Annotated in this window: 24 protein-coding genes; 16 read left to right on the top strand and 8 right to left on the bottom strand. The window is 66.3% G+C overall.

Features of this window, described 5'->3' with window-relative positions:
• Nucleotides 1-11: 11 nt before the first annotated feature.
• Both ATO3_RS06740 and ATO3_RS06735 read right to left on the bottom strand, forming a co-directional pair.
• A complete protein-coding gene (locus ATO3_RS06740; protein WP_088649056.1) occupies nucleotides 12-704 on the bottom strand; it encodes a flagellar hook capping FlgD N-terminal domain-containing protein in 693 nt (230 codons plus the stop codon).
• 8 nt (nucleotides 705-712) lie between these two features.
• Nucleotides 713-2,350, bottom strand: a complete 1,638-nt coding sequence (locus ATO3_RS06735) for a flagellar hook-length control protein FliK (RefSeq protein ID WP_088649055.1) — start codon at nucleotides 2,348-2,350, stop codon at nucleotides 713-715.
• A 112-nt stretch (nucleotides 2,351-2,462) separates the two neighbouring features.
• Between ATO3_RS06735 and ATO3_RS06730 the strand changes: the two genes are divergently transcribed.
• From ATO3_RS06730 to ATO3_RS06700, 7 genes are all read left to right on the top strand, one after another.
• Entirely contained in the window at nucleotides 2,463-2,786 is a 324-nt protein-coding gene (locus ATO3_RS06730) for a rod-binding protein (RefSeq protein ID WP_088649054.1), read from the top strand.
• Between the two features lies 1 nt (nucleotide 2,787).
• The gene (locus ATO3_RS06725) at nucleotides 2,788-3,147 is read left to right on the top strand and encodes a flagellar biosynthesis protein FlgN (protein WP_088649053.1); all 360 of its coding nucleotides are present in this window, start codon (nucleotides 2,788-2,790) and stop codon (nucleotides 3,145-3,147) included.
• A 202-nt stretch (nucleotides 3,148-3,349) separates the two neighbouring features.
• Complete coding sequence (locus ATO3_RS06720) at nucleotides 3,350-4,177, top strand: flagellin N-terminal helical domain-containing protein (protein ID WP_088649052.1); 828 nt, start codon at nucleotides 3,350-3,352, stop codon at nucleotides 4,175-4,177.
• 123 nt (nucleotides 4,178-4,300) lie between these two features.
• Nucleotides 4,301-5,128 (top strand): flagellin N-terminal helical domain-containing protein, encoded by an 828-nt coding sequence (locus tag ATO3_RS06715; RefSeq protein WP_088649051.1) that lies wholly within the window; start codon nucleotides 4,301-4,303, stop codon nucleotides 5,126-5,128.
• A 70-nt stretch (nucleotides 5,129-5,198) separates the two neighbouring features.
• Entirely contained in the window at nucleotides 5,199-5,570 is a 372-nt protein-coding gene (flaF, locus tag ATO3_RS06710; RefSeq protein WP_088649050.1) for a flagellar biosynthesis regulator FlaF, read from the top strand.
• Entirely contained in the window at nucleotides 5,570-5,974 is a 405-nt protein-coding gene (gene flbT / locus ATO3_RS06705) for a flagellar biosynthesis repressor FlbT (protein WP_088649049.1), read from the top strand. Before flaF ends, flbT begins: the two co-directional genes overlap by 1 nt.
• A complete protein-coding gene (locus ATO3_RS06700) occupies nucleotides 5,971-6,771 on the top strand; it encodes a DUF1217 domain-containing protein (protein WP_088649048.1) in 801 nt (266 codons plus the stop codon). Before flbT ends, ATO3_RS06700 begins: the two co-directional genes overlap by 4 nt.
• Before the next feature lie 46 nt (nucleotides 6,772-6,817).
• Here the strand turns inward: ATO3_RS06700 and ATO3_RS06695 are convergent, their stop codons facing one another.
• On the bottom strand, nucleotides 6,818-8,149 hold the full coding sequence (locus ATO3_RS06695) for a FliI/YscN family ATPase (RefSeq protein ID WP_088649047.1): 1,332 nt from the start codon (nucleotides 8,147-8,149) through the stop codon (nucleotides 6,818-6,820).
• 88 nt (nucleotides 8,150-8,237) lie between these two features.
• Between ATO3_RS06695 and ATO3_RS06690 the strand changes: the two genes are divergently transcribed.
• Genes ATO3_RS06690 through ATO3_RS06650 form a run of 9 tightly spaced genes read left to right on the top strand, consistent with a single transcriptional unit; the run spans nucleotide 8,238 to nucleotide 12,949 of the window.
• Nucleotides 8,238-8,651 carry a FlgB family protein gene (locus tag ATO3_RS06690; RefSeq protein WP_088649046.1) on the top strand — a complete coding sequence of 138 codons (414 nt, stop codon included), beginning with the start codon at nucleotides 8,238-8,240 and terminating at the stop codon, nucleotides 8,649-8,651.
• 43 nt (nucleotides 8,652-8,694) lie between these two features.
• On the top strand, nucleotides 8,695-9,084 hold the full coding sequence (gene flgC / locus ATO3_RS06685) for a flagellar basal body rod protein FlgC (RefSeq protein WP_088649045.1): 390 nt from the start codon (nucleotides 8,695-8,697) through the stop codon (nucleotides 9,082-9,084).
• A gap of 25 nt (nucleotides 9,085-9,109) precedes the next feature.
• Complete coding sequence (gene fliE / locus ATO3_RS06680; RefSeq protein WP_088649044.1) at nucleotides 9,110-9,406, top strand: flagellar hook-basal body complex protein FliE; 297 nt, start codon at nucleotides 9,110-9,112, stop codon at nucleotides 9,404-9,406.
• A gap of 4 nt (nucleotides 9,407-9,410) precedes the next feature.
• Nucleotides 9,411-9,680 carry a flagellar biosynthetic protein FliQ gene (locus tag ATO3_RS06675; protein WP_233152050.1) on the top strand — a complete coding sequence of 90 codons (270 nt, stop codon included), beginning with the start codon at nucleotides 9,411-9,413 and terminating at the stop codon, nucleotides 9,678-9,680.
• Nucleotides 9,680-10,390 (top strand): flagellar hook-basal body complex protein, encoded by a 711-nt coding sequence (locus ATO3_RS06670; protein ID WP_088649042.1) that lies wholly within the window; start codon nucleotides 9,680-9,682, stop codon nucleotides 10,388-10,390. Before ATO3_RS06675 ends, ATO3_RS06670 begins: the two co-directional genes overlap by 1 nt.
• A 44-nt stretch (nucleotides 10,391-10,434) precedes the next feature.
• A complete protein-coding gene (gene flgG, locus ATO3_RS06665; RefSeq protein WP_088649041.1) occupies nucleotides 10,435-11,220 on the top strand; it encodes a flagellar basal-body rod protein FlgG in 786 nt (261 codons plus the stop codon).
• A complete protein-coding gene (flgA, locus tag ATO3_RS06660) occupies nucleotides 11,220-11,639 on the top strand; it encodes a flagellar basal body P-ring formation chaperone FlgA (protein WP_088649040.1) in 420 nt (139 codons plus the stop codon). Before flgG ends, flgA begins: the two co-directional genes overlap by 1 nt.
• A gap of 8 nt (nucleotides 11,640-11,647) precedes the next feature.
• Nucleotides 11,648-12,364: a flagellar basal body L-ring protein FlgH gene (flgH, locus tag ATO3_RS06655; protein WP_233152049.1), complete on the top strand. Its 717-nt coding sequence runs from the start codon at nucleotides 11,648-11,650 to the stop codon at nucleotides 12,362-12,364.
• Between the two features lie 12 nt (nucleotides 12,365-12,376).
• Complete coding sequence (locus ATO3_RS06650; protein WP_088649038.1) at nucleotides 12,377-12,949, top strand: flagellar basal body-associated FliL family protein; 573 nt, start codon at nucleotides 12,377-12,379, stop codon at nucleotides 12,947-12,949.
• A gap of 139 nt (nucleotides 12,950-13,088) precedes the next feature.
• Here the strand turns inward: ATO3_RS06650 and ATO3_RS06645 are convergent, their stop codons facing one another.
• From ATO3_RS06645 to ATO3_RS06625, 5 genes are read right to left on the bottom strand one after another with little or no spacing between them, the layout of a single operon-like run.
• A complete protein-coding gene (locus ATO3_RS06645; RefSeq protein WP_143747238.1) occupies nucleotides 13,089-13,478 on the bottom strand; it encodes a hypothetical protein in 390 nt (129 codons plus the stop codon).
• A 29-nt stretch (nucleotides 13,479-13,507) separates the two neighbouring features.
• Nucleotides 13,508-14,596 (bottom strand): flagellar type III secretion system protein FlhB, encoded by a 1,089-nt coding sequence (gene flhB / locus ATO3_RS06640; protein WP_088649036.1) that lies wholly within the window; start codon nucleotides 14,594-14,596, stop codon nucleotides 13,508-13,510.
• Complete coding sequence (locus tag ATO3_RS06635) at nucleotides 14,593-15,366, bottom strand: flagellar biosynthetic protein FliR (protein WP_088649035.1); 774 nt, start codon at nucleotides 15,364-15,366, stop codon at nucleotides 14,593-14,595. The genes flhB and ATO3_RS06635 overlap by 4 nt, the downstream gene beginning before the upstream one ends.
• Nucleotides 15,363-17,447, bottom strand: coding sequence for a flagellar biosynthesis protein FlhA (flhA, locus tag ATO3_RS06630; RefSeq protein WP_088649034.1), 2,085 nt, complete (start codon nucleotides 17,445-17,447; stop codon nucleotides 15,363-15,365). The genes ATO3_RS06635 and flhA overlap by 4 nt, the downstream gene beginning before the upstream one ends.
• Nucleotides 17,448-17,459: 12 nt before the next feature.
• On the bottom strand, nucleotides 17,460-18,188 hold the full coding sequence (locus ATO3_RS06625) for a transglycosylase SLT domain-containing protein (RefSeq protein ID WP_088649033.1): 729 nt from the start codon (nucleotides 18,186-18,188) through the stop codon (nucleotides 17,460-17,462).
• Between the last annotated feature and the right edge of the window lie 63 nt (nucleotides 18,189-18,251).

The raw sequence follows: 18,251 nt of genomic DNA, 5'->3' as shown, positions 1-18,251 counted from the left end.
TGCAAAGGGTGTCAGGTGTCGTCCGGCGGTTGGCGCAGACCGGTGATGGCAGAGCTGTCCACCTGGATCCCACCCTTGAGGATAACCACCGTCCGCCCGTCCAGCGCCTGCGCCTCCTCGATTTCGGAGTAGGTAAGCGCCGCTTCGTCGAGCAGCTTCTCGTCGTCGGCCCAGCTTTCCACGTGGAAGCGGTACTGCCCCTCGGGCAGCGGAATGCCATCGCGGGTGACGCCGTTCCAGTTCACCGGCTCCGCCGAAACGGGCAGGACACGGCGATCGACCTCCATGCCCTGAGAATTGTAGACCACAAGGTAAACGGTATCCGACGCGGCGGCCGGGTTCGGCGTGATGCTGATCGGCTGCCCGTCGTAATAGGCTCCGGCATCGCTGCGCGCCTCCAGCCCGATCATGCCCGACAGAAGCTCCATGTTGGTCATGGCGATCTGGGTTTGGACGATGCCGAGGTTCTCGTTGGTGAGAACCTGTTGTTCCACCATCGAGAATTGCGCCAGCTGCGAGGCATACTCGGTGGAATCCAGTGGCTCCAGCGGGTCCTGATAGCGGGCCTGGGCGGTCAGCATCTTCAGGAAGGTTTCGAAATCCGACGACAGGGTCGCCTCGGACGTGGTGGTGGTCGTGTTGGTGGCCGCCGAAGCCGGCGGGGTGGCCAGGGAGAAGGCCGAGGAAGTGGCGAGATCGCTCATGTCAGGTCCTAGATTCGGAGGTCGAGGCCGCGGTCACCGGTGACGCGGGCGGTCGTGTCGGGCTGTCCGGTGTCGGAGGCCAGGGCAACGGGATCACCGCCGCTGCCCCCGGACGGCGCGCTGTTCTGGTCGTTGCCGTCCCCGGGCTGTCCGGCGCTGCCGCCGGTGCCGAAGGAAAAGGCGATGTTTTCATAGCCCATGTCGCGGAAGGCGGCGCTGAGGTCGTCGGCATGGCGGCGCATCAGGTCCATCGTGTCGGCCCGGTCACCGCTGACCGTCAGGATCACGCCGCTTTCGGTGACTGACAAGGACATGCGGACATGTCCCAGCTCTTTTGGGTTGAGCGCAATGTCGACGGATCCGTCGGCCGCCGCGGTGATCGAGGCCGCCATCTGGCGCCCGATGTCACGGGCAAGCTCGGGCCGGGCCGTCTGCGTGTGCTGTCCGGGCGGAAGGCTCTGCTCAAAGCTGCGCGTGGGCGCATCCGCCGCCTGCAGCACCGGCGAGGCAACGGAGCCGTCCGACCCGCCCAGGCTCGCCTGCCCCTCACCCCCGCCAAGACCCGCCGCCTGGGCGGCGGCAGAGAGGTTGGCGGCGGGGGAGCCCGTTGCCGCTCCGCCTCCGGCCGTCAGGGCGGCGGTGGCCGCGGCTGTCGCGCCGGACGCCGCCGGAGCACTTCGGATCGGCGCCGGGCCGTCGTCGGAGCGCCGGGCCTCGCGCGAGCGGCCCTCGGGCGCCTGGCCGGGCTGCGGCACCTGTGTCAGGCCCGCGGCGCCCGCCTGTCCCTGGGCGGCCAGCTGCACACCCACCGTGGCGCCAGGCGGACCGGAAAGGGCGACTTGTGCCGGGGTCCCGGCCTCGCCGGTGGTCTGAGCCGCGCCGAACGCCTGCGCCGAGCTCTGGATCGTCCCACCCGCAAAGGCAGACCGGGCCGCGGCCGGGTCAGGGGCGGTGGCTCCGGAGCCGTGCGCCGCAATGGCACCGACCCGGGCGGCGGTCCGAAGCTCGGCCGCGACCCGGGCATCCGGCGTGCGCAGCGCGGCCTGCTGCATCTGCTCCTCGGTCAGCGCACGGCCGGCCTCCCGGCCGGTGCCGCCCAGCGCCGCGTCCTCGGTCCCGGCCGGAGGCAGGGCAGACGTGGCCACCGAGGGCGGACGGACCAGCACCGCCGGGACCTCCTGCGCGGCGGGGGCCCGGCGGGACCCGGGCTCTGCCCCGGTGACGGGGGAGGCAAGATCGCCACCAGCCCCGCTGCGCGCCTCGGCAACGGCCAGCAGGTCGGGGCGGGTCTTGCCCTCGGCAGTGGCCGCTTCGGCCAGGTCAGCGCCGTTGGGGGCGACCGGCTTGCCTGGGGTCGCTATGTCAGTCTCTGATTCGGCGGCGAGCGCCAGGGCATCGGCATCCCCTCCATCGGGAAGGCCCGCGGCGGGATCGCCGGCGGCCTCCTCTCCGGGCAAGGGCCCTGTGCCGGCAGTGCCGGCCGGCAATCCAGGGGCAAGGCCGGGCGGGACAGCCTCGTTCAGCGCAAGAAAGACATTGGAGAATACCGTTTCGCTCTTGGGTGTCCCGATATCGGACAGGCGAACGGCCCCCTTCGCGCCGCCGTTGGCAGGCGCGGCACCCAGTATGGACAGCAGGTCGGACATGACGTCTCCAGGATTTCTTCCCACGAAAGCACTTTGACCGAAAGCGATTACCGGTTTCTTTACTGCTCTGTGTGAAAACGGAAAAAATGTTGAACGAATTCGAGGTATCGAAATGATCAGCTTTCCCTCCGCTCCACCGGCCTCCCGATCCGATCCTCCCTCCCTGCCTCCGGCACCGGATCCCGCTGCACCATCCGTGCAGGACAGAATGGCGGAAACGGATCCGCTGCGCCGGGCGGCGGAAGAACTTGAAACGGTTTTTATTGCGGAAATGCTGAAATCCGCCGGATTGAACGACACGCCCGACGGTTTCGGCGGCGGCGCCGGAGAAGAGCAGTTCCAATCCTTCCTCGTCCGCGCCCAGGCCGAACAGATTGTCCGCTCCGGCGGGGTCGGGCTGGCCGAATCCCTTTTTCACGCATTGAAGGACGACTGACATGTCACGGGACAAGATCGATTCACTCATCGAAGAGCTCGACCAGCTGCTTGACGCCGAGCGCCGCGCGCTCGTCTCCGGCGAACTCGAAGAGCTTGCGCGGCTGCATGACACCAAGGAGCGGCTGGTCTCGGGCCTGAGCACGCTGGACCGGATGGAGGCCGCCGAGCTGAAGGACCTGCGCGATAAGATGACCCGCAACCAGGCGCTTCTGGACAGCGCGATGGAGGGCATTCGAAGCGTCGCCGAACGGATGGCGGAACTGCGGCGTCTGCGGCAAAGCCTGTCGACCTACGACCGCGACGGAAAGCGCCGCCAATACGAAACCCCGACGGAGCAGAAACTCGAGAAACGCGCCTGAGCCCTTTAACTTAAATCCGTCAGAAGTCTGGAGACCGATTTAGCACTCCATTAGCATCTTAAGGCCAAAACTGCACTCGCATCCACAACGATGGATGGCGCGCCAGGGAACCTGATTGGCGCAAAGGTCAGAATGACGCTCAAGCCCGCAAAGGGGTGTAACCGGGCAGTTATTGAGGCCCAAGGACGCAAGGAACCTAACTATGTCCAGTATTCTGACCAATAGCAGTGCGCTTGTTGCTCTGCAGACTTTGAAATCCGTCGGCACCGACCTGGCCAAGACCCAGGACATGATCTCCACTGGCCTGGAGATCGGATCGGCCAAGGACAATTCGGCCATCTGGGGTATCTCGAAAGTGATGGAATCCGACGTTTCCGGCTTCAAGGCCGTGTCGGATTCGCTTTCGCTGGGTGAATCCACCGTCGCCGTCGGCCTGGCCGGCGCCGAGCAGATCGTGGATATCCTGAACGAGATGAAGGAGAAGGTCGTCGCCGCAACCGGCGAGAACGTCGACCATACCAAGATCTCGGCCGATGTGGACGAACTGAAGGCGCAGATCTCCTCGATCATCCAGGCGTCGCAGTTCAACGGCACCAACCTGCTGAACACCGCAGGCAACGCCGGCATCACCGTGCTGTCTTCGCTTGACCGTGACGCGTCGGGGTCGGTGACCGCGGCCAACATCACCGTGGCATCGGTCGACTTCGAGACCAACCTTGACCTGACCACCGTGGACGTCACCAGCTCGACCGCTGCGGACGCCTCGATTGCCACGATGGAGACGCTGATCCAGACCGCGGTCGACGGGGCTGCCGCCCTTGGCGCCTCGGCCGCCCGGATCGAGGACCAGAACGAGTTCGTGACCAAGGTCATGGACGCTATGAAGGTCGGCATCTCGTCCCTGGTCGATACCAACATGGAAGAAGCTTCGGCCAAGCTGAACGCGCTGCAGACGCAGCAGCAGCTTGGCGTGCAGGCCCTGTCGATCGCCAACCAGGCGCCGCAGACGATCCTGTCGCTCTTCCGGTAATCGAACCGCATCGCCCCGGCCGATCATCGGCCGGGGCTTTCAGCCGTCCGAATGACGTTCAAGCCCTGAAACGGGGCGTAACCGCGGGTTAAGAAGGCCCAGCGGGATGCAAGGAATTATCAAATGTCCAGTATTCTCACGAACTCAAGCGCCCTGGTGGCACTGCAAACCCTCTCCTCGATCAGCAAGAACCTCGACAAGACACAGGACATGATCTCAACCGGCCTCGAAATCGGGTCGGCCAAGGACAGTTCGGCCATTTGGGCCATTTCCAAGGTCATGGAATCCGATGTCGCCGGGTTCAGGGCGGTGTCCGACAGCCTGTCGCTGGGTGAATCGACCGTCGCCGTCGGCCTGGCCGGTGCGGAACAGATCGTGGACATCCTGAACGAGATGAAGCAGAAGGTCGTCGCAGGCACAAGCGGCAACGTCGATCATGCCAAGATCACCGCCGACGTGGACGAGCTGAAGAACCAGATCACCTCGATCATCCAGGCCTCGCAATTCAACGGCAGCAACCTGCTGAACACCGCCGGCAACGCCGGGATCACGGTGCTTTCGTCGCTTGACCGGGATGCCTCGGGCAGCGTCACGGCGGCCAGCATCACCGTGGCCTCCGTCGATTTCGAGACGAACCTTGACCTCGCTACCGTCGACGTCTCGAGCGAGACGGCCGCCGATGCCTCTCTCGACGATATCGAAACGCTGATCCAGACCGCCGTAGACGGGGCCGCCGCGCTGGGTGCCTCCGCCTCTCGGATCGAGGATCAGAACGAGTTCGTGGGCAAGGTCATGGATGCCATGAAGATCGGCATATCGGCCCTTGTCGACACGGATATGGAAGAAGCCTCGGCCCAGCTCTCTGCGCTCCAGACGCAGCAGCAGCTGGCGGTGCAGGCCCTGTCGATCGCCAACCAGGCGCCTCAGACGATCCTGACGCTCTTCCAGTAATCGCTTTGCCCCGGCCCGGCGGGCAAATGCCGGGCACCCCTTCATTCCCCAATCTGAATAGGTTCACACCGTGACCAACATTTCTGCTGCACGCCAGGGCTACGGTTCTGCCAGCGCACCCACCCGGTCCTATAAATCGATCGAGTACGATGTGCTGGCCCAGATCACCCGCCGCCTCAAGGCCGCTGCCGACAAGGGACCAAGCGGGTTCGCCGCCCTTGCCTCGGCCCTGCACGACAACAAGCGTCTCTGGAACGTCTTCGCACTCGACGTTGCAGATCCCAACAACAAGCTGCCGGACTCGCTTCGGGCCCGGCTGTTCTATCTGGCCGAATTCACCCACAGCCATACCACCGCCGTGCTGCGGCGCCGGGCCCAGGTGACACCGCTGATCGACATCAACATGGCGATCCTCCGCGGCCTCAGAGGGGGGGCCGACTGATGGCAGGACTCGTACTCAAGCTCGGACCCAAGGAAAGGATCCTGATCAACGGAGCGGTGATCGAGAACGGAGACCGGCGTGGCCGGTTGCAGATCCTGACCCCGGATGCCCGCATCCTGCGCCTGCGCGATGCGATCCATCCCGAAGAGGCGACAACACCGGTGCGGCGCGCCTGCTATTCCGCGCAGCTGCTGTTGTCGGGCGATCTTAACCCGGCGGAGGCGCGCCTGCCGCTCCTGCGCCGGATCGAGGAGCTGAGCCAGGTATTCACCGACCCCGACAGCCGCGCCGCGCTGGCCGAGGCCACCGACGCGCTGATCGAGGATCGCCACTACCGGTGTCTCAAGGCGCTGCGCGCACTGCTGCCAAGGGAGGACCGCCTGCTGGCGTCCCACGTATCATGACCTATCAACCCATCGTCGCGGGCACCGGCCTTCAGGGCTGGCGCTTTCTGCAAGCCACCTACGACAACCAGTTCAAGGCCTTCACTCAATCGGCCGAGCTTCAGAGGGATGTCGATTACTTCCGGGAGAACCTCGCGAAGATCACGACGGCCGAGGAGCTGGTCGCCGATCGGCGGCTGCTGAGCGTGGCGTTGGGCGCCTACGGGCTTCAGGACGACATCAACAACCGTGCCTTCATCCAGAAGATCCTGGAAGACGGCACGACCGCGGATGACGCCCTGGCCAACAGGCTGGCGGATGATCGCTACAAGGACCTGTCCGAGGCCTTCGGCTTCGGCCCCGGGCAGGTCCAGCGGACGCAGCTGTCCTATTTCGCCGAAGAAGTGATTGACCGATACGAGGCGCAGTCCTTCGAAATCGCTGTCGGCAACACGGACGACACGATGCGGATCGCACTGTACGGAGAGCGGGTGCTGCAGGACATGGCGCTGGAGGACAAGAGCGAGAATGCCCTGTGGTTCAACATCATGGGCGAACCGCCTTTGCGCAAGCTGTTCGAGACGGCGCTTGGCCTGCCCAAGGGCATCGGCACCGTCGATCTCGACCGGCAGCTCGTCTACTTCAAGGACAAGGCCCTGCGCATGTTCGGAGACGATTCCGTCGCGCAATTCGCCGACCCCGAGAAGCGCGAGAAGCTCGTCACCGCCTACATGGCCCGCGTGCAGATCGAGCAGAACGCAGCGGCCTTCAGCTCCGGTGCGGCCGCGCTGCAGCTGCTGCAGGCCACCCAGCGATAAACCTTATCCCGCGGCCGGTTCAGCCGGCCGCGGGATCCCCTTCGCCCTATCGGCCCGATCCGCTGCCCGAGCGGCGCAGGATCAGGTTCAGCCGATCGAAGCTCGACGCGATATCGCCGGCCTCGGCCCGGGCGAGGAACCCGTCAAGCTCAGGCCAGGCGCGCACCGCCTGGTCCAGCAGCGGATCGCTGCCCGACGCGTAAAGCCCCGACTGGATCATCACCTCGGCCTGCTGATACGCGCCCAGCAGGCGCCGCGCCTCGCCGATACGCTCGTTCTCCTGCGGGTTGGCGGCATCGGGCAGGCTGCGCGACACCGATTGCAGCAGGTCGATCGCCGGATAGCGGCCGCGCTCCGCGATGGCCCGCGACAGCACCACGTGGCCGTCAAGCACGCCGCGCAACATGTCGGCCACCGGCTCCTCCATGTCCGACCCGGCCACCAGGACCGAAAAGACCGCTGTGATGTCGCCCTGCGCGTTCATCCCGGTGCCGGCGCGTTCGCACAGGCCGCCGATCATCGCCGCGGTCGAGGGCGGGTAGCCGCGCAGCGCCGGAGGTTCGCCGGCGGCCACGGCGATCTCGCGATGGGCCTCGGCAAATCGGGTGACGGAATCGGCCAGCAGAAGCACCTGCTTGCCCTCGTCCCGGAAATGTTCGGCCACCGCCATGGCGGACAGCGCGCAGCGGCGGCGCATCAGCGGCGACTGATCCGACGACGCGGCGACGACGACCGACCGCGCCATGCCCTGGGGGCCCAGGACATCACGCACGAAATGGCCGACCTCGCGACCGCGTTCGCCGATCAGCGCGATGACGACGACGTCAGCCTCGAGCTGGCGCGCAAAGCTGGCCATCAGCTGCGATTTGCCCACGCCGGAGCCCGCAAAGAGCCCGATGCGCTGGCCGCGTACGATCGGCAGCAGCGTGTTGAACACGCATTGCCCGGTGTTCAGCCGCGCGCCCAGCCCGCGCCGCGCCGCGGCCGCGGGCGGACCGGCATGGATATCGCGGCTGTGCAGCCCGCGCACCAGCGGCATGCCATCCACCGGCCGACCCATCGGATCGACCACCCGGCCGATCCAGCAGGCGTCCGGCGCGAAATCAGGCGGCGCGCTCAGCCGCACCGAATCGCCGACCGCCACATGGGTCGAGGGGCCGTCGGGCAGCGCCCGCACGCTGTCCTTGCACAGCCCCACCACCTCGGCCGCCAGCGCCGTTCCGCCGCGCCGCGAGATGCGCAGGTGATCGCCGATTCCCGCCGTTTCCGACAGGCCGGCCACGTCCACCAGCCCGCCCTGCACGCCCGTGACATGGCCCAGCGGGAAGCATGCGCGCGCCCTGCCGATCCGGGTGGCGAGTTTCTGCATTTCCATCATGGTCTCGGTTCTCCGGGTTAACCCTGAGAACGGTTTCTAAAGGAATCGGAGTTAAGCCTTGATTGAAACCGAACGAGGGAGAAGCCCGATGTTCAGCAACCTGACCGTCTTCAAGACCGCGCATGCCATGGCCGTTCACGCCGGTGCGCGGCAAGCGTTGATCGCCCAGAACGTGGCCAATGCCGATACCCCCGACTATCGGCCGCGCGACCTGCCGTCCTTTGCCAAAACATTCGATTCGCAGCGCGGCGCGGCCAATACGGGCAGTGCCACGGCCGGCGGCATGCGTGCCACCCGGCCGGGCCACGGCGCCACGCTGGCCGCGGTGAATGTCGCCGACCTGCAGCCCCTGACCGAGGATGGCGCGGACCCCAACCGCAACGGCGTCTCGCTCGAAGAGGAAATGGTGCGCGGCGCCGAGGTGCGGAAGGACCATGACCGTGCCATCGCCATCTACCGCTCGGCCATGACCGTGCTGCGGATGAGCCTGGGCAGCCGCTGAGCCCCGCGACGCCCACAGGACACAGGACCAGGAGACCGGACCGATGAGCGATTTTTCCAATTCCCTGATGATCAGCGCCGGCGCGCTGCGGACCCAGGCCACGCGCCTGCGGCATGTGGCGGAAAACATCTCGAACGCCGACACGCCGGGCTATCGCCGCAAGTTCACGACCTTCGAAACCGATACCAATCCCGATGGCGTGACGACCGTGCAGCCCGGCGACGTGCAGCTCGACCGCAGCGATCTGCGCCAAGTCTACGACCCGTCGCACCCACTTGCCGACGACACCGGCCATTACGACGGCTCGAACGTCGACCTGATGATCGAGATCGCCGACGCGCGTGAGGCCCAGCGCAGCTACGAGGCCAACCTCAAGATGTTCGATCAGTCGCGGCAGATGTCCTCCGCACTGATGGAGCTGTTGCGGAAGTAATCCGCCAAAACCAGGAGAGACCAGAATGGACTTGAACGCGATTTCCGCGGCCCGGGGCTATGCCCAGGCCAGACCCGCAACCGAAGCCGATACCGCGACAGCGGCGGTCACCCCCGCCGAGGCGGCGAAGGAGGCCGTCACCGACTTTGCCCAGACACTCGCCGAGGGCGAAGCCGTCGCACGGTCTGCGATGACCGGCGATGCCGATCCTCACGCGTTGGTGCATGCGCTGGCCCAGACCGAGCTGGCGGTCGAGACCGCAATCACGGTCCGCGACAAGGTGGTCGAGGCCTACCAGGAAATCCTGCGGATGCCGGTCTGACCCCGTGGATGAGGCCATCTTTTTCGATGTCCTGCGGCAGGGGCTCTGGGTCGCGGTGGTCATCGCGACCCCGATCCTGGTCGTCGCCCTGGCCACCGGCCTCATCATCGGCCTGTTCCAGGCGCTGACCTCTATCCAGGAAATGACCCTGACCTTCGTGCCGAAACTCGCGGCCATCGTCGCGGTGTTCTGGATCTCGATGGGCTTCATGACCGAAACGCTGGTGGCCTTTTTCGAAACCCAGCTTGTCCCCCTCATCATCGGAGGTTCCTGATGGACGCATCGTCTTATGCCACGCTGTCCCGCCAATCCGGCCTGATCAAGGAAATGCAGGTCGTGGCCAACAATATCGCCAATGCCTCCACCACGGGGTACCGGGCCGGCGGGCTTGTCTTTTCTGAATACATCAAGGGCGACGGCGACGGCGCCATTTCGATGGGCCATGCCGGCGCCCGGATGACCGACCTCGCGCAGGGCCCGCTGACCCGGACCGAAGGCACCTTCGACCTCGCGATCGAGGGCGACGGGTTCTTCCTGGTCCAGACGCCGGACGGCCCGCGCCTGACCCGCGCCGGCGCCTTCACCCCCAACGGCGAAGGGCTTCTGAGCACGGCCGAGGGGCACCAGGTGCTGGACGCGGGCGAGGCGCCGATCTTCGTCCCGGCCGAGGCCGACGGCATCCACATCGCCTCGGACGGCACGATCAGCGCCGGCGGCCAGCCGCTGGGCCAGATCGGTGTCTTTCTGCCCAACGACCCCCAGGCGATGAGCCGGGCCCGCGGTGTGCTTTTCGACGCCCCCGGCGGCTATGAAGGCGCGCCCGACGCCCGCGTGATGCAGGGCGTTCTCGAAGGGTCCAACGTCAACGCAATCGAGCAGATCACCCGGATGATCGAGGTCCAGCGCGCCTATGAAATGGGGCAGAGCTTCCTCGAAACCGAAGACGAGCGGATCCGGGCCGCCGTCAAGACAATGATCAAGTAACGAGCAGATAAAACGTCAGAAAATGACATATGAAGTGAGGCAGAATGCGCGCATTGAAAATCGCCGCAACAGGCATGAGCGCCCAGCAATTGCGGGTGGAGACGATATCCAACAACCTGGCAAACATGAACACCACCGCCTACAACGCACGGCGGGCGGAGTTTTCGGACCTGCATTATCAGCAGGTGTCCCGCGCGGGGTCGATCAACGCCAATGACGGCACCGTGCTGCCCACCGGCGTGCAGGTCGGCCTGGGCGTGCGGCCGTCCTCGATCACCGTTCACCTGGCCCAGGGCGCCCTGTCACAGACCGGCAACGATCTGGACATCGCGATCGAAGGCCGCGGCTATTTCGAGGTCACGCTGCCGTCGGGCCAGGCCGCCTATACGCGGGACGGATCGTTCAAACGCTCTCCCGACGGGCTGATCGTGACATCGGACGGCTTCCCCGTCGTGCCCGAGATCACCATCCCGACCGATGCGCGCAGCGTGTCGATCAACGCCGCGGGCGAGGTCTATGCCTATTTCAACGACAACACCGCCGGCCAGCTGCTGGGCGAATTCACCCTCTCGGGCTTCGCCAATTCCAAGGGGCTCGAGGCGATGGGCAGCAACCTCTTCACCGAGACCGAAGCCTCGGGCCCCGCGCTGGTGACCAACGCCGGGGAGGACGGTCTTGGCTTTCTCCGCCAGGGTTACCTGGAGGACAGTTCTGTCGATGCCGTCCGCGAGGTGACCGAACTGATCGAAGCCCAGCGCGGCTACGAGATGAACGCCAAGGTCATCTCGGCCGCGGACCAGATGATGGGCGCAACCACACAGGTGAGATAATGCGCAGCCTTTTCCTCCTCCTTCTCCTCGCGGTGCTTGGCACGTCTGCCATGGCGGACGTGCTGATCCCCCTGCGCACGATCCGCGCGCAGGAGATCGTGACCCGATCCGATTTCCGGGTCGAACCGGTCGATATTCCCGGTGCCTGGCCCGCGGAGAAGACGGTGGACGGGCTGGAAGCACGGGTCGCCCTCTATGCCGGGCGCCCGGTGCTGGGCAATGACCTCGGCCCGCCGGCCGTTGTCGAAAGAAACGATGTCGTGACGCTGGTCTTTGCGCGCGGCGGCCTGCTGATTTCGGCCGAGGGCCGCGCATTGTCGCGCGGCGGGGTCGGGGATTCGGTCCGGGTGATGAACCTGTCGTCGCGGACGACGGTGACCGGACTGGTGCAGGAAAACGGGATGATCGAGGTACGCTGATGCGACAAATGACATGGGCCACCGGGCTGCTGATCTGCGCCCTGGCCGGCTGTGACCTGGACCCGACGGGCAAGCCGAATTTCACGCCGGTCGAGGATGGGGACGAACAGGTCGCGATGCGCTGGCCGGGCTTGCCGATGTATGCCGAACCCAACCGCGTGGTCGACGGCGCCTCTTTGTGGAGCGGGTCGCGGCAATCGCTGCTGGGCGACCGGCGCGCGAGCTCGCGGGGCGATATCCTCACGGTGGTGATCGAGATCGACGAAAGCGCCGAGATATCCAACGATACGGCCCGCGAACGCAGCGGGTCGGAAAGCTTGTCGGTGGAAGGCCTTTTCGGCCTGCCGCAGCGCATCAACGACGGCCTGCCCGACGGGGCCAGCCTGGATGACGCGGTGGCGATCGGATCCTCTGGGTCGAGTTCGGGCAAGGGATCGGTCAAGCGCAACGAGAAGCTGGAGCTGCGCGTCGCGGCGACCGTGGTAAACGTCCTGCCCAATGGCGTGCTCGAAATCGAGGGTACGCAGCAGGTGCGCGTGAACTTCGAGCTGCGCGAACTGATGGTGGCGGGTTTCGTACGGCCCACCGATATCTCGCGCCAGAACCAGATCACCTACGACAAGATCGCGGCGGCGCGGATTTCCTACGGCGGACGCGGGCAAATCACCCAGGTCCAGCAGCCGCGGTACGGGCAGCGTGCGCTCGACTACGTTCTGCCGTTCTGAGGAGGGACCGCCATGGGCAAGTTGCTTCCCATCCTTATGTTGCTGGTCGGCGTCGGGGCCGGGATCGGCGCCGGCATCGTGCTGGCGCCCGCGCCCGAACCCATGGAAAACGCGGAAGCCGGCGGCGAGGGTGTCGCTGATGACGGCGCCGCCGACAGCACCGGCGAAGACGAAGAGGGCGCGGCAAGACCCGCGGCCCGGCCGGCGGCCAAGCCGGCGCCTTCGGGCGGGGCCGACGCCGAAGATGGCGAAGACCCGAATGCGCCGGAATTCATCAAGCTCAACAACCAGTTCGTCGTGCCTGTCGTGGCCGCCGGCCGGGTCGAGGCCCTGGTGGTGCTGACGCTTAGCCTGGAAACCGCATTGGGCCTGCGCGAGGCGATATACAATCGAGAGCCGAAGCTGCGCGACGCCTTCCTGCAGGTGCTGTTCGACCATTCCAACATGGGCGGCTTCCAGGGTGCCTTCACCCGGTCCAACAACCTTGACGTGCTGCGCCGCGCGCTGCTGGAGGTGGCGCAGCGCGAGTTCGGCCCCAATGTCTTCAACGTGCTGATCGTCGATATCGCGCGGCAGGACGTCTGACATCCTTGCCCGCTCAGGCCGGGCAACATCCAAGAAAAACGAAATCTTCGGGCCCGGGGCAGTCGGGCCTTAAGCCGTTTCCGACACCGCGTCTTGCCTGTCGGAACAGCCGGTTGCGCGCCGGTCCCTCGCGTCCGGATCAGTCGTGTGGCAGGGTGTCCAGCCAGGGCGCAAGTGCCGCGTCACGTTGACGTTGGGCGCGCTCGCGGGCGGCCTCGGCCTCCAGCCGTTCCTGCGTGATCTCGATCGCGCGCTTGCGGCCGAAGGCCCGGCGCACCTTCACCATCGCCGTTTCCTTCCGCGCCAGGATCCGCGCCAGGTCACTGTTCAGCCGCGACCTGTTGCGCTCGATATTCTGCTCGAACAGAACATCCGCCCCCAATAGCTGCATCGGCCCCGGCGTCCTGGCGTGGTCGCGCGCCTCCTGCGCCATCGCCTCCAGCCGCGCAAGCTGGCCCCGGCAATGCGCCTCGGCCTGCAGAAGGGCGCGGATACTGGCGAACTCCGCCTCGTATTTCGCGCGGGCCACGGGAAGGATCCTGCCAAGCCGGTCACGGGTCATATCTTCGATTTCGCCTTCTTGCGCATCGCTTCCGCGAAGCGGATCGCGACCGCCACGGCGCGATAGAGATCCTCGGGGATTTCCTGGTCGAGCTCCACCGTGGCATGCAGCGCGCGGGCCGTGGGCGGATCGCTGTGGATCGGCACGTTGTGCTCTTCGGCGGCGCGGCGAATGGTCAGCGCGACCTCGTCCACGCCCTTGGCCACGCAGACCGGCGCGGCGCCCGGCAGGCGGCTCCATTGCAGGGCGACAGCGTAATGGGTCGGGTTCACGATGACCACGTCGGCCTTCGGCACCTCGGCCAGCATCTGGTTCATCGCAATGTCATGGGCCTTGCGCCGCCGCGCCATCTTCAGGTGCGGGTCGCCCTCCGATTCCTTGTTCTCGTCGGTGACCTCCTTGCGACTCATGCGATTTTTCCGCATGAATTCAGCATGTTGCCAAAGCGCGTCGATCACGCCCAGCGTTCCGGCGATCAGGCAGACGAAGATCATGAATTCCACGAACAACCGCCCCAGCTGCGCCACCGCGATACCCGGGCTGGAATGGATGACCCCGATCAGCCGGTCCGACCGGGCGATCAGGAAGAGCCCCACGCAGATCGTGTAAAGCAGCAGTTTCGTCGCGCTCTTGAAGAACTCGAACAGCCCGGAGCGGCCATACTTGTTCTTGGCATTGCTGATGGGCGAAATGCGCGAAAGCTTCGGCTTGATCCGGTCGGGCGCCACGACAAAGGCACGCTGCGCCAGGATCGCCAGCAGCACCGCCGCAGCGGGCAGGGCGAACCAGCCCCAGAGCGCGCGACCGGTGCCAAGGATCAGCATCCCCATCGGCCCGCTTGGCGGCCCCTCGAAGAACAGCCCGGCCAGGTCGTCAGACCGGTCGATGAAGGTCATCAGCCCGCTGCCGAGCTCCCGCATCGACCCGGTGCCAAGCGATACGGCGGCGACGACCAGCCCGATATAGGAGGCCGCGACGGCCAGGTCGGTGGATCGTGGAACATCGCCCTTCTCCCGCGCCTTGCGGATCTTCTCGGGCGATGCCTCGTGCGACTTCTCGGTTTCGTCCTGGCCCTTCTGGCTCATGGCAGAAGCCCGCCGCCGCTGCCGAAGAAGGCATGCATCTCGCGGATCCAGACTCCCAGCAGCACGGGCGCGGCCACCAGCAGCAGAACCATGCCCCCCCAGGTGATCGCCGGCGCGCCGACAAAGGCAACCATCAGCTGCGGCATGGCCCGGTTGATGACGCCAAGTGCCAGGTTGTAAATGAAGGACGCGATCACGAAGGGCGCCGCCAGCAGGAAGGCGAGTGAGAAGGCCTCGGCCACCCGCGACAGGCCCCAGGCCGACACTGCCTGCGCATCGGGGCGCAGGCCGATCGGGAAGAGATCATAGCTGAGCAGCAGGAATTCCGCCGCGCGGACATGCAGGCCGGTCATCACGGCCAGCGCCAGCCCGCCCATAACCAGAAGGTGCCCCATCGCGGGCGAGGGATCGGCATTGGCCGCGCCCAGGATCTGGGACAGGGATGTGGATTGCGCGGCGATGGTGCCACCGGTCTGCAGGGCCAGGATGAACAGCCTGATGCTGATGCCCAGGCCCAGGCCGATAGCACTTTCCAGCAGGGCCAGCCCGCCATATCCCAGGATATCGCCGGGCGGGGTCGCCGGCGGGACGGCGGGCGCGACAATTGCGGTGAAGGCCACCGCCATAGCCAGCCGCACACGCACCGGCACCGCCCGTTCGCCAAAGGCCGGCAGCACCGACACCAGCGCCGCGACCCGCAGGAAAACGATGCCACCATGCCACAAAAGGCCGCCGAACAGCTCGGCAATCTCGGGTGGCAGTCCCGTCATGCGGCCACCACGCCCACCAGCGACGGCTTCGCTTCCAGCCCGATTTCCTCGAACGACAGGACCGGTGCGCTCAGCCCGTGGGCCTGCATCACCGTCCGCAGAAAGCGCCGCCGCCGCACCGGTGTGACCAGTGCCGCGGTGATCCCGCGCGACGAGATCTCGTTCAGCCGTTCGCCGAGGTTGCCGGCCAGACGGTTGAACTGTTCCGGCGGCAGGGCGATGTCGATCCCACCCGAGCCGGTGTCGACCTGGTGCGCGGCAAAGGCTTCTTCCCATTCCGGGGCAAGCTGCAGCAGCGGAATGGTGCCGTCGGGGCGCTTCAGGTCGGCGACCAGCTGGAAGCCCAGCCGCTGCCGGACCAGTTCGCAGATCCCTTCGGGCTGGGTCACGGTCAGCCGCGCCTCGGATATGGATTCGAGGATCAGAGGCAGGTTCCGGATCGATACCTGTTCGTCCACCAGCAGACGCAGCACCGCATGCAGCGTGTCCATCGGCACCTTGTCGGGGATCAGTTCGTCGATCAGCTTGCGGTTGGCCTCGGACCGGGCGGGATCGCTGAGCCGCGTGAGCTCGGTCAGAAGCCGCCGCAGGGCCTTGAGCGTCAACAGGCGGCTGAAGTTGGACTTGATGACCTCCAGCAGGTGGGTCGCCAGGATTTCCGGCGGCGTGACGATGGTGGCGCCGCTCATCGCGGCCTCGTCCTGCCTGGTGGGCGCGATCCAGCGGGCAGGCGCGCCATAGACGGGCTCGGTCACGTCATGGCCTGGCGGCAGGGCATCGGGATTGTCCGGCAAGAGCGCCAGGACCATGTCCGGGTTCAGCGCGCCGGTGGCCTGTTCGACGCCCTGGATGCGCACGCGGTAGGTGCCGACGTCCAGCGCCGGTTGGTCGGTCAGCCGGATCTCGGGCAGGATGATCCCGTAGGAGGTGGCCACGTGGCGTCGCATGTTGGCGATCCGCGTGTCCAGCCCGGTGCCCGGATCCAGCACCATCGCCACGAGGTCGGGCGCGAATTCCACGTGGATGTCGTCGAGGTCGAGAATATCGCCCATCGGCTTGGCCTGGGCCGGGGTCGCCTCGGCCTTCGCCTCCTCTGCGGCTTCGGCGGCCTGGTTGCGCCGGCTGATGGCCCGCGCCGCAAGGCCCAGGATCACACCACCGACGATGAACGGCAGGAAGGGCAACCCGGGCACGAGCGCGAAGATCACCATCAGCACCGCAACGGTCGACAGGGCGGCCGGATACTTGCCCAGCTGATCGAAGACGGCGATATCCGTCGCCCCCTGGTTGCCGCCGCGCGCCAGCAGCAGAGCCGAAGCGATCGAGATCACCACCGCCGGGATCTGCGTCACCAGCCCGTCGCCGACGGTCAGGATCGCGTAGGTCTCAAAAGCGGCGCCGATCGGCATGTCATGCACGACGATGCCCATGGCGAGCCCCATCACCAGGTTCAGCAGCGTGATCAGCAGGCCGGCGATCGCATCGCCCTTCACGAACTTCGACGCGCCGTCGAGCGAGCCGAAGAAGGTCGTCTCCTGCTGTTCCATGGTGCGGCGGCGCTTGGCCTCGGCATGGTCGATGGCGCCGGCGGACATGTCGCTGTCGATGGCCAGCTGCTTGCCGGGCATCCCGTCCAGGGCAAAGCGCGCGCCGACCTCGGCCATCCGCGCGGCGCCCTTGGTGATGACCATGAAGTTCACGATCAGCAGCACGCCGAAGACCACGAGGCCGAGGAACACGCTACCGCCCATGATGAAGGCGGCGAAGCCTTCGATCACACCGCCGGCGGCGTCTGGACCGGTGTGGCCCTGGCCGATGATCAGCTTCGTGGACGAAACGTTGAGCGACAGGCGCAGCATCAGCGAGGCCAGCAGGATCGTCGGGAAGGCCGAGAAATCCAGTGGACGTTCGATGAAAAGCGTCACGGTGAAGATCAGGATCGCGAGCGAGAACGACCCGGCCAGGCCGATGTCGAGGATCCAGGCCGGCATCGGCAGGATCATCATGATGATGACGGTCATCAGCGCCAGCGCAAGAAGGACGGTCGGGCTGAACAGCGATTGCAGTGTCACACGGGGCATGAACCGTCTCCGTCAGTCAAAGGAAATCAGCGCGCCGCCGGAACCGGACAATGGCACCAGCGACCCGGCGCTCCGGTGTCCGCCCGGCGCCGCGCCGATCAGGCTGCCCGGTGCTTGCGGCGTCCGGGGCCGCGCCGCGGATCGGGGCAGAAGTGCCGTCCGGCCTGTGCCAAGGTCGTCCGGCAGGTCGAGCTCGGCGAAGATCTGGCGGAAGCGCGCCTTGTACCGGTCCGCGAATTTCTTTGTGCGGGAATGATAGGCGCCCGCCGCAGCTTCCCAGTTCCCGAATTCGCCATGCAATTCCGCAAGGAAGCGCGCGGCGTAAAGCGCGTTTCGATAGGGGTCGAACATGTCCTCGATCGATACGAAGGCCTCTCCGTGCCAGCGGTAGTTGATCTGGAAACAGCCGACATCGAAGTTGCGCGCCCCGCTCTTCACCTGCCGGAAGGCGAAGGCCAGCGCCTCGTCCTCGTGATCGAACCAGTGGCCGGCGCCGGCGACGTTTATCGCCCAGGGCCAGGGCTGCACCTGCCCGTCGCGGGGGCGTCCGGTTTCCACGCGGGTGACGGTGCGCAGCACCTCCGCCGGGACCCCGGTCTCGGACGAAGCACGCTCCGCCGCCGCGTCACAGACGTTGCGCGCCGCCGCAAGCGGCAGCGTGTTCAACAGGAAAATCGCCAAGGCGATGGGCCAGGCACGCAGCCGCGCGGGCGCGGCCGGTCGGCGCAGGACATCAGGCATTCTGCCAGCTCACCCTTTCTGGTGGATCCGGACCCAAGGCTAGCTCCGGGGCTTTGAGATTCG

The organism is Marinibacterium profundimaris (assembly GCF_002210095.1).
GTDB lineage: Bacteria > Pseudomonadota > Alphaproteobacteria > Rhodobacterales > Rhodobacteraceae > Marinibacterium > Marinibacterium profundimaris.
This window is presented reverse-complemented; position numbering and strand designations above follow the sequence as displayed.

Bases quoted from the DNA above. Each gene is read 5' to 3' on its own strand.
- ATO3_RS06740 (WP_088649056.1), bottom strand. From the start codon at position 704: ATGAGCGATCTCGCCACTTCCTCGGCCTTCTCCCTGGCCACCCCGCCG.
- ATO3_RS06735 (WP_088649055.1), bottom strand. From the start codon at position 2,350: ATGTCCGACCTGCTGTCCATACTGGGTGCCGCGCCTGCCAACGGCGGC.
- ATO3_RS06730 (WP_088649054.1), top strand. From the start codon at position 2,463: ATGATCAGCTTTCCCTCCGCTCCACCGGCCTCCCGATCCGATCCTCCC.
- ATO3_RS06725 (WP_088649053.1), top strand. From the start codon at position 2,788: ATGTCACGGGACAAGATCGATTCACTCATCGAAGAGCTCGACCAGCTG.
- ATO3_RS06720 (WP_088649052.1), top strand. From the start codon at position 3,350: ATGTCCAGTATTCTGACCAATAGCAGTGCGCTTGTTGCTCTGCAGACT.
- ATO3_RS06715 (WP_088649051.1), top strand. From the start codon at position 4,301: ATGTCCAGTATTCTCACGAACTCAAGCGCCCTGGTGGCACTGCAAACC.
- flbT (WP_088649049.1), top strand. From the start codon at position 5,570: ATGGCAGGACTCGTACTCAAGCTCGGACCCAAGGAAAGGATCCTGATC.
- ATO3_RS06700 (WP_088649048.1), top strand. From the start codon at position 5,971: ATGACCTATCAACCCATCGTCGCGGGCACCGGCCTTCAGGGCTGGCGC.
- ATO3_RS06695 (WP_088649047.1), bottom strand. From the start codon at position 8,149: ATGATGGAAATGCAGAAACTCGCCACCCGGATCGGCAGGGCGCGCGCA.
- ATO3_RS06690 (WP_088649046.1), top strand. From the start codon at position 8,238: ATGTTCAGCAACCTGACCGTCTTCAAGACCGCGCATGCCATGGCCGTT.
- flgC (WP_088649045.1), top strand. From the start codon at position 8,695: ATGAGCGATTTTTCCAATTCCCTGATGATCAGCGCCGGCGCGCTGCGG.
- fliE (WP_088649044.1), top strand. From the start codon at position 9,110: ATGGACTTGAACGCGATTTCCGCGGCCCGGGGCTATGCCCAGGCCAGA.
- ATO3_RS06670 (WP_088649042.1), top strand. From the start codon at position 9,680: ATGGACGCATCGTCTTATGCCACGCTGTCCCGCCAATCCGGCCTGATC.
- flgG (WP_088649041.1), top strand. From the start codon at position 10,435: ATGCGCGCATTGAAAATCGCCGCAACAGGCATGAGCGCCCAGCAATTG.
- flgA (WP_088649040.1), top strand. From the start codon at position 11,220: ATGCGCAGCCTTTTCCTCCTCCTTCTCCTCGCGGTGCTTGGCACGTCT.
- flgH (WP_233152049.1), top strand. From the start codon at position 11,648: ATGACATGGGCCACCGGGCTGCTGATCTGCGCCCTGGCCGGCTGTGAC.
- ATO3_RS06650 (WP_088649038.1), top strand. From the start codon at position 12,377: ATGGGCAAGTTGCTTCCCATCCTTATGTTGCTGGTCGGCGTCGGGGCC.
- flhB (WP_088649036.1), bottom strand. From the start codon at position 14,596: ATGAGCCAGAAGGGCCAGGACGAAACCGAGAAGTCGCACGAGGCATCG.
- ATO3_RS06635 (WP_088649035.1), bottom strand. From the start codon at position 15,366: ATGACGGGACTGCCACCCGAGATTGCCGAGCTGTTCGGCGGCCTTTTG.
- flhA (WP_088649034.1), bottom strand. From the start codon at position 17,447: ATGCCCCGTGTGACACTGCAATCGCTGTTCAGCCCGACCGTCCTTCTT.
- ATO3_RS06625 (WP_088649033.1), bottom strand. From the start codon at position 18,188: ATGCCTGATGTCCTGCGCCGACCGGCCGCGCCCGCGCGGCTGCGTGCC.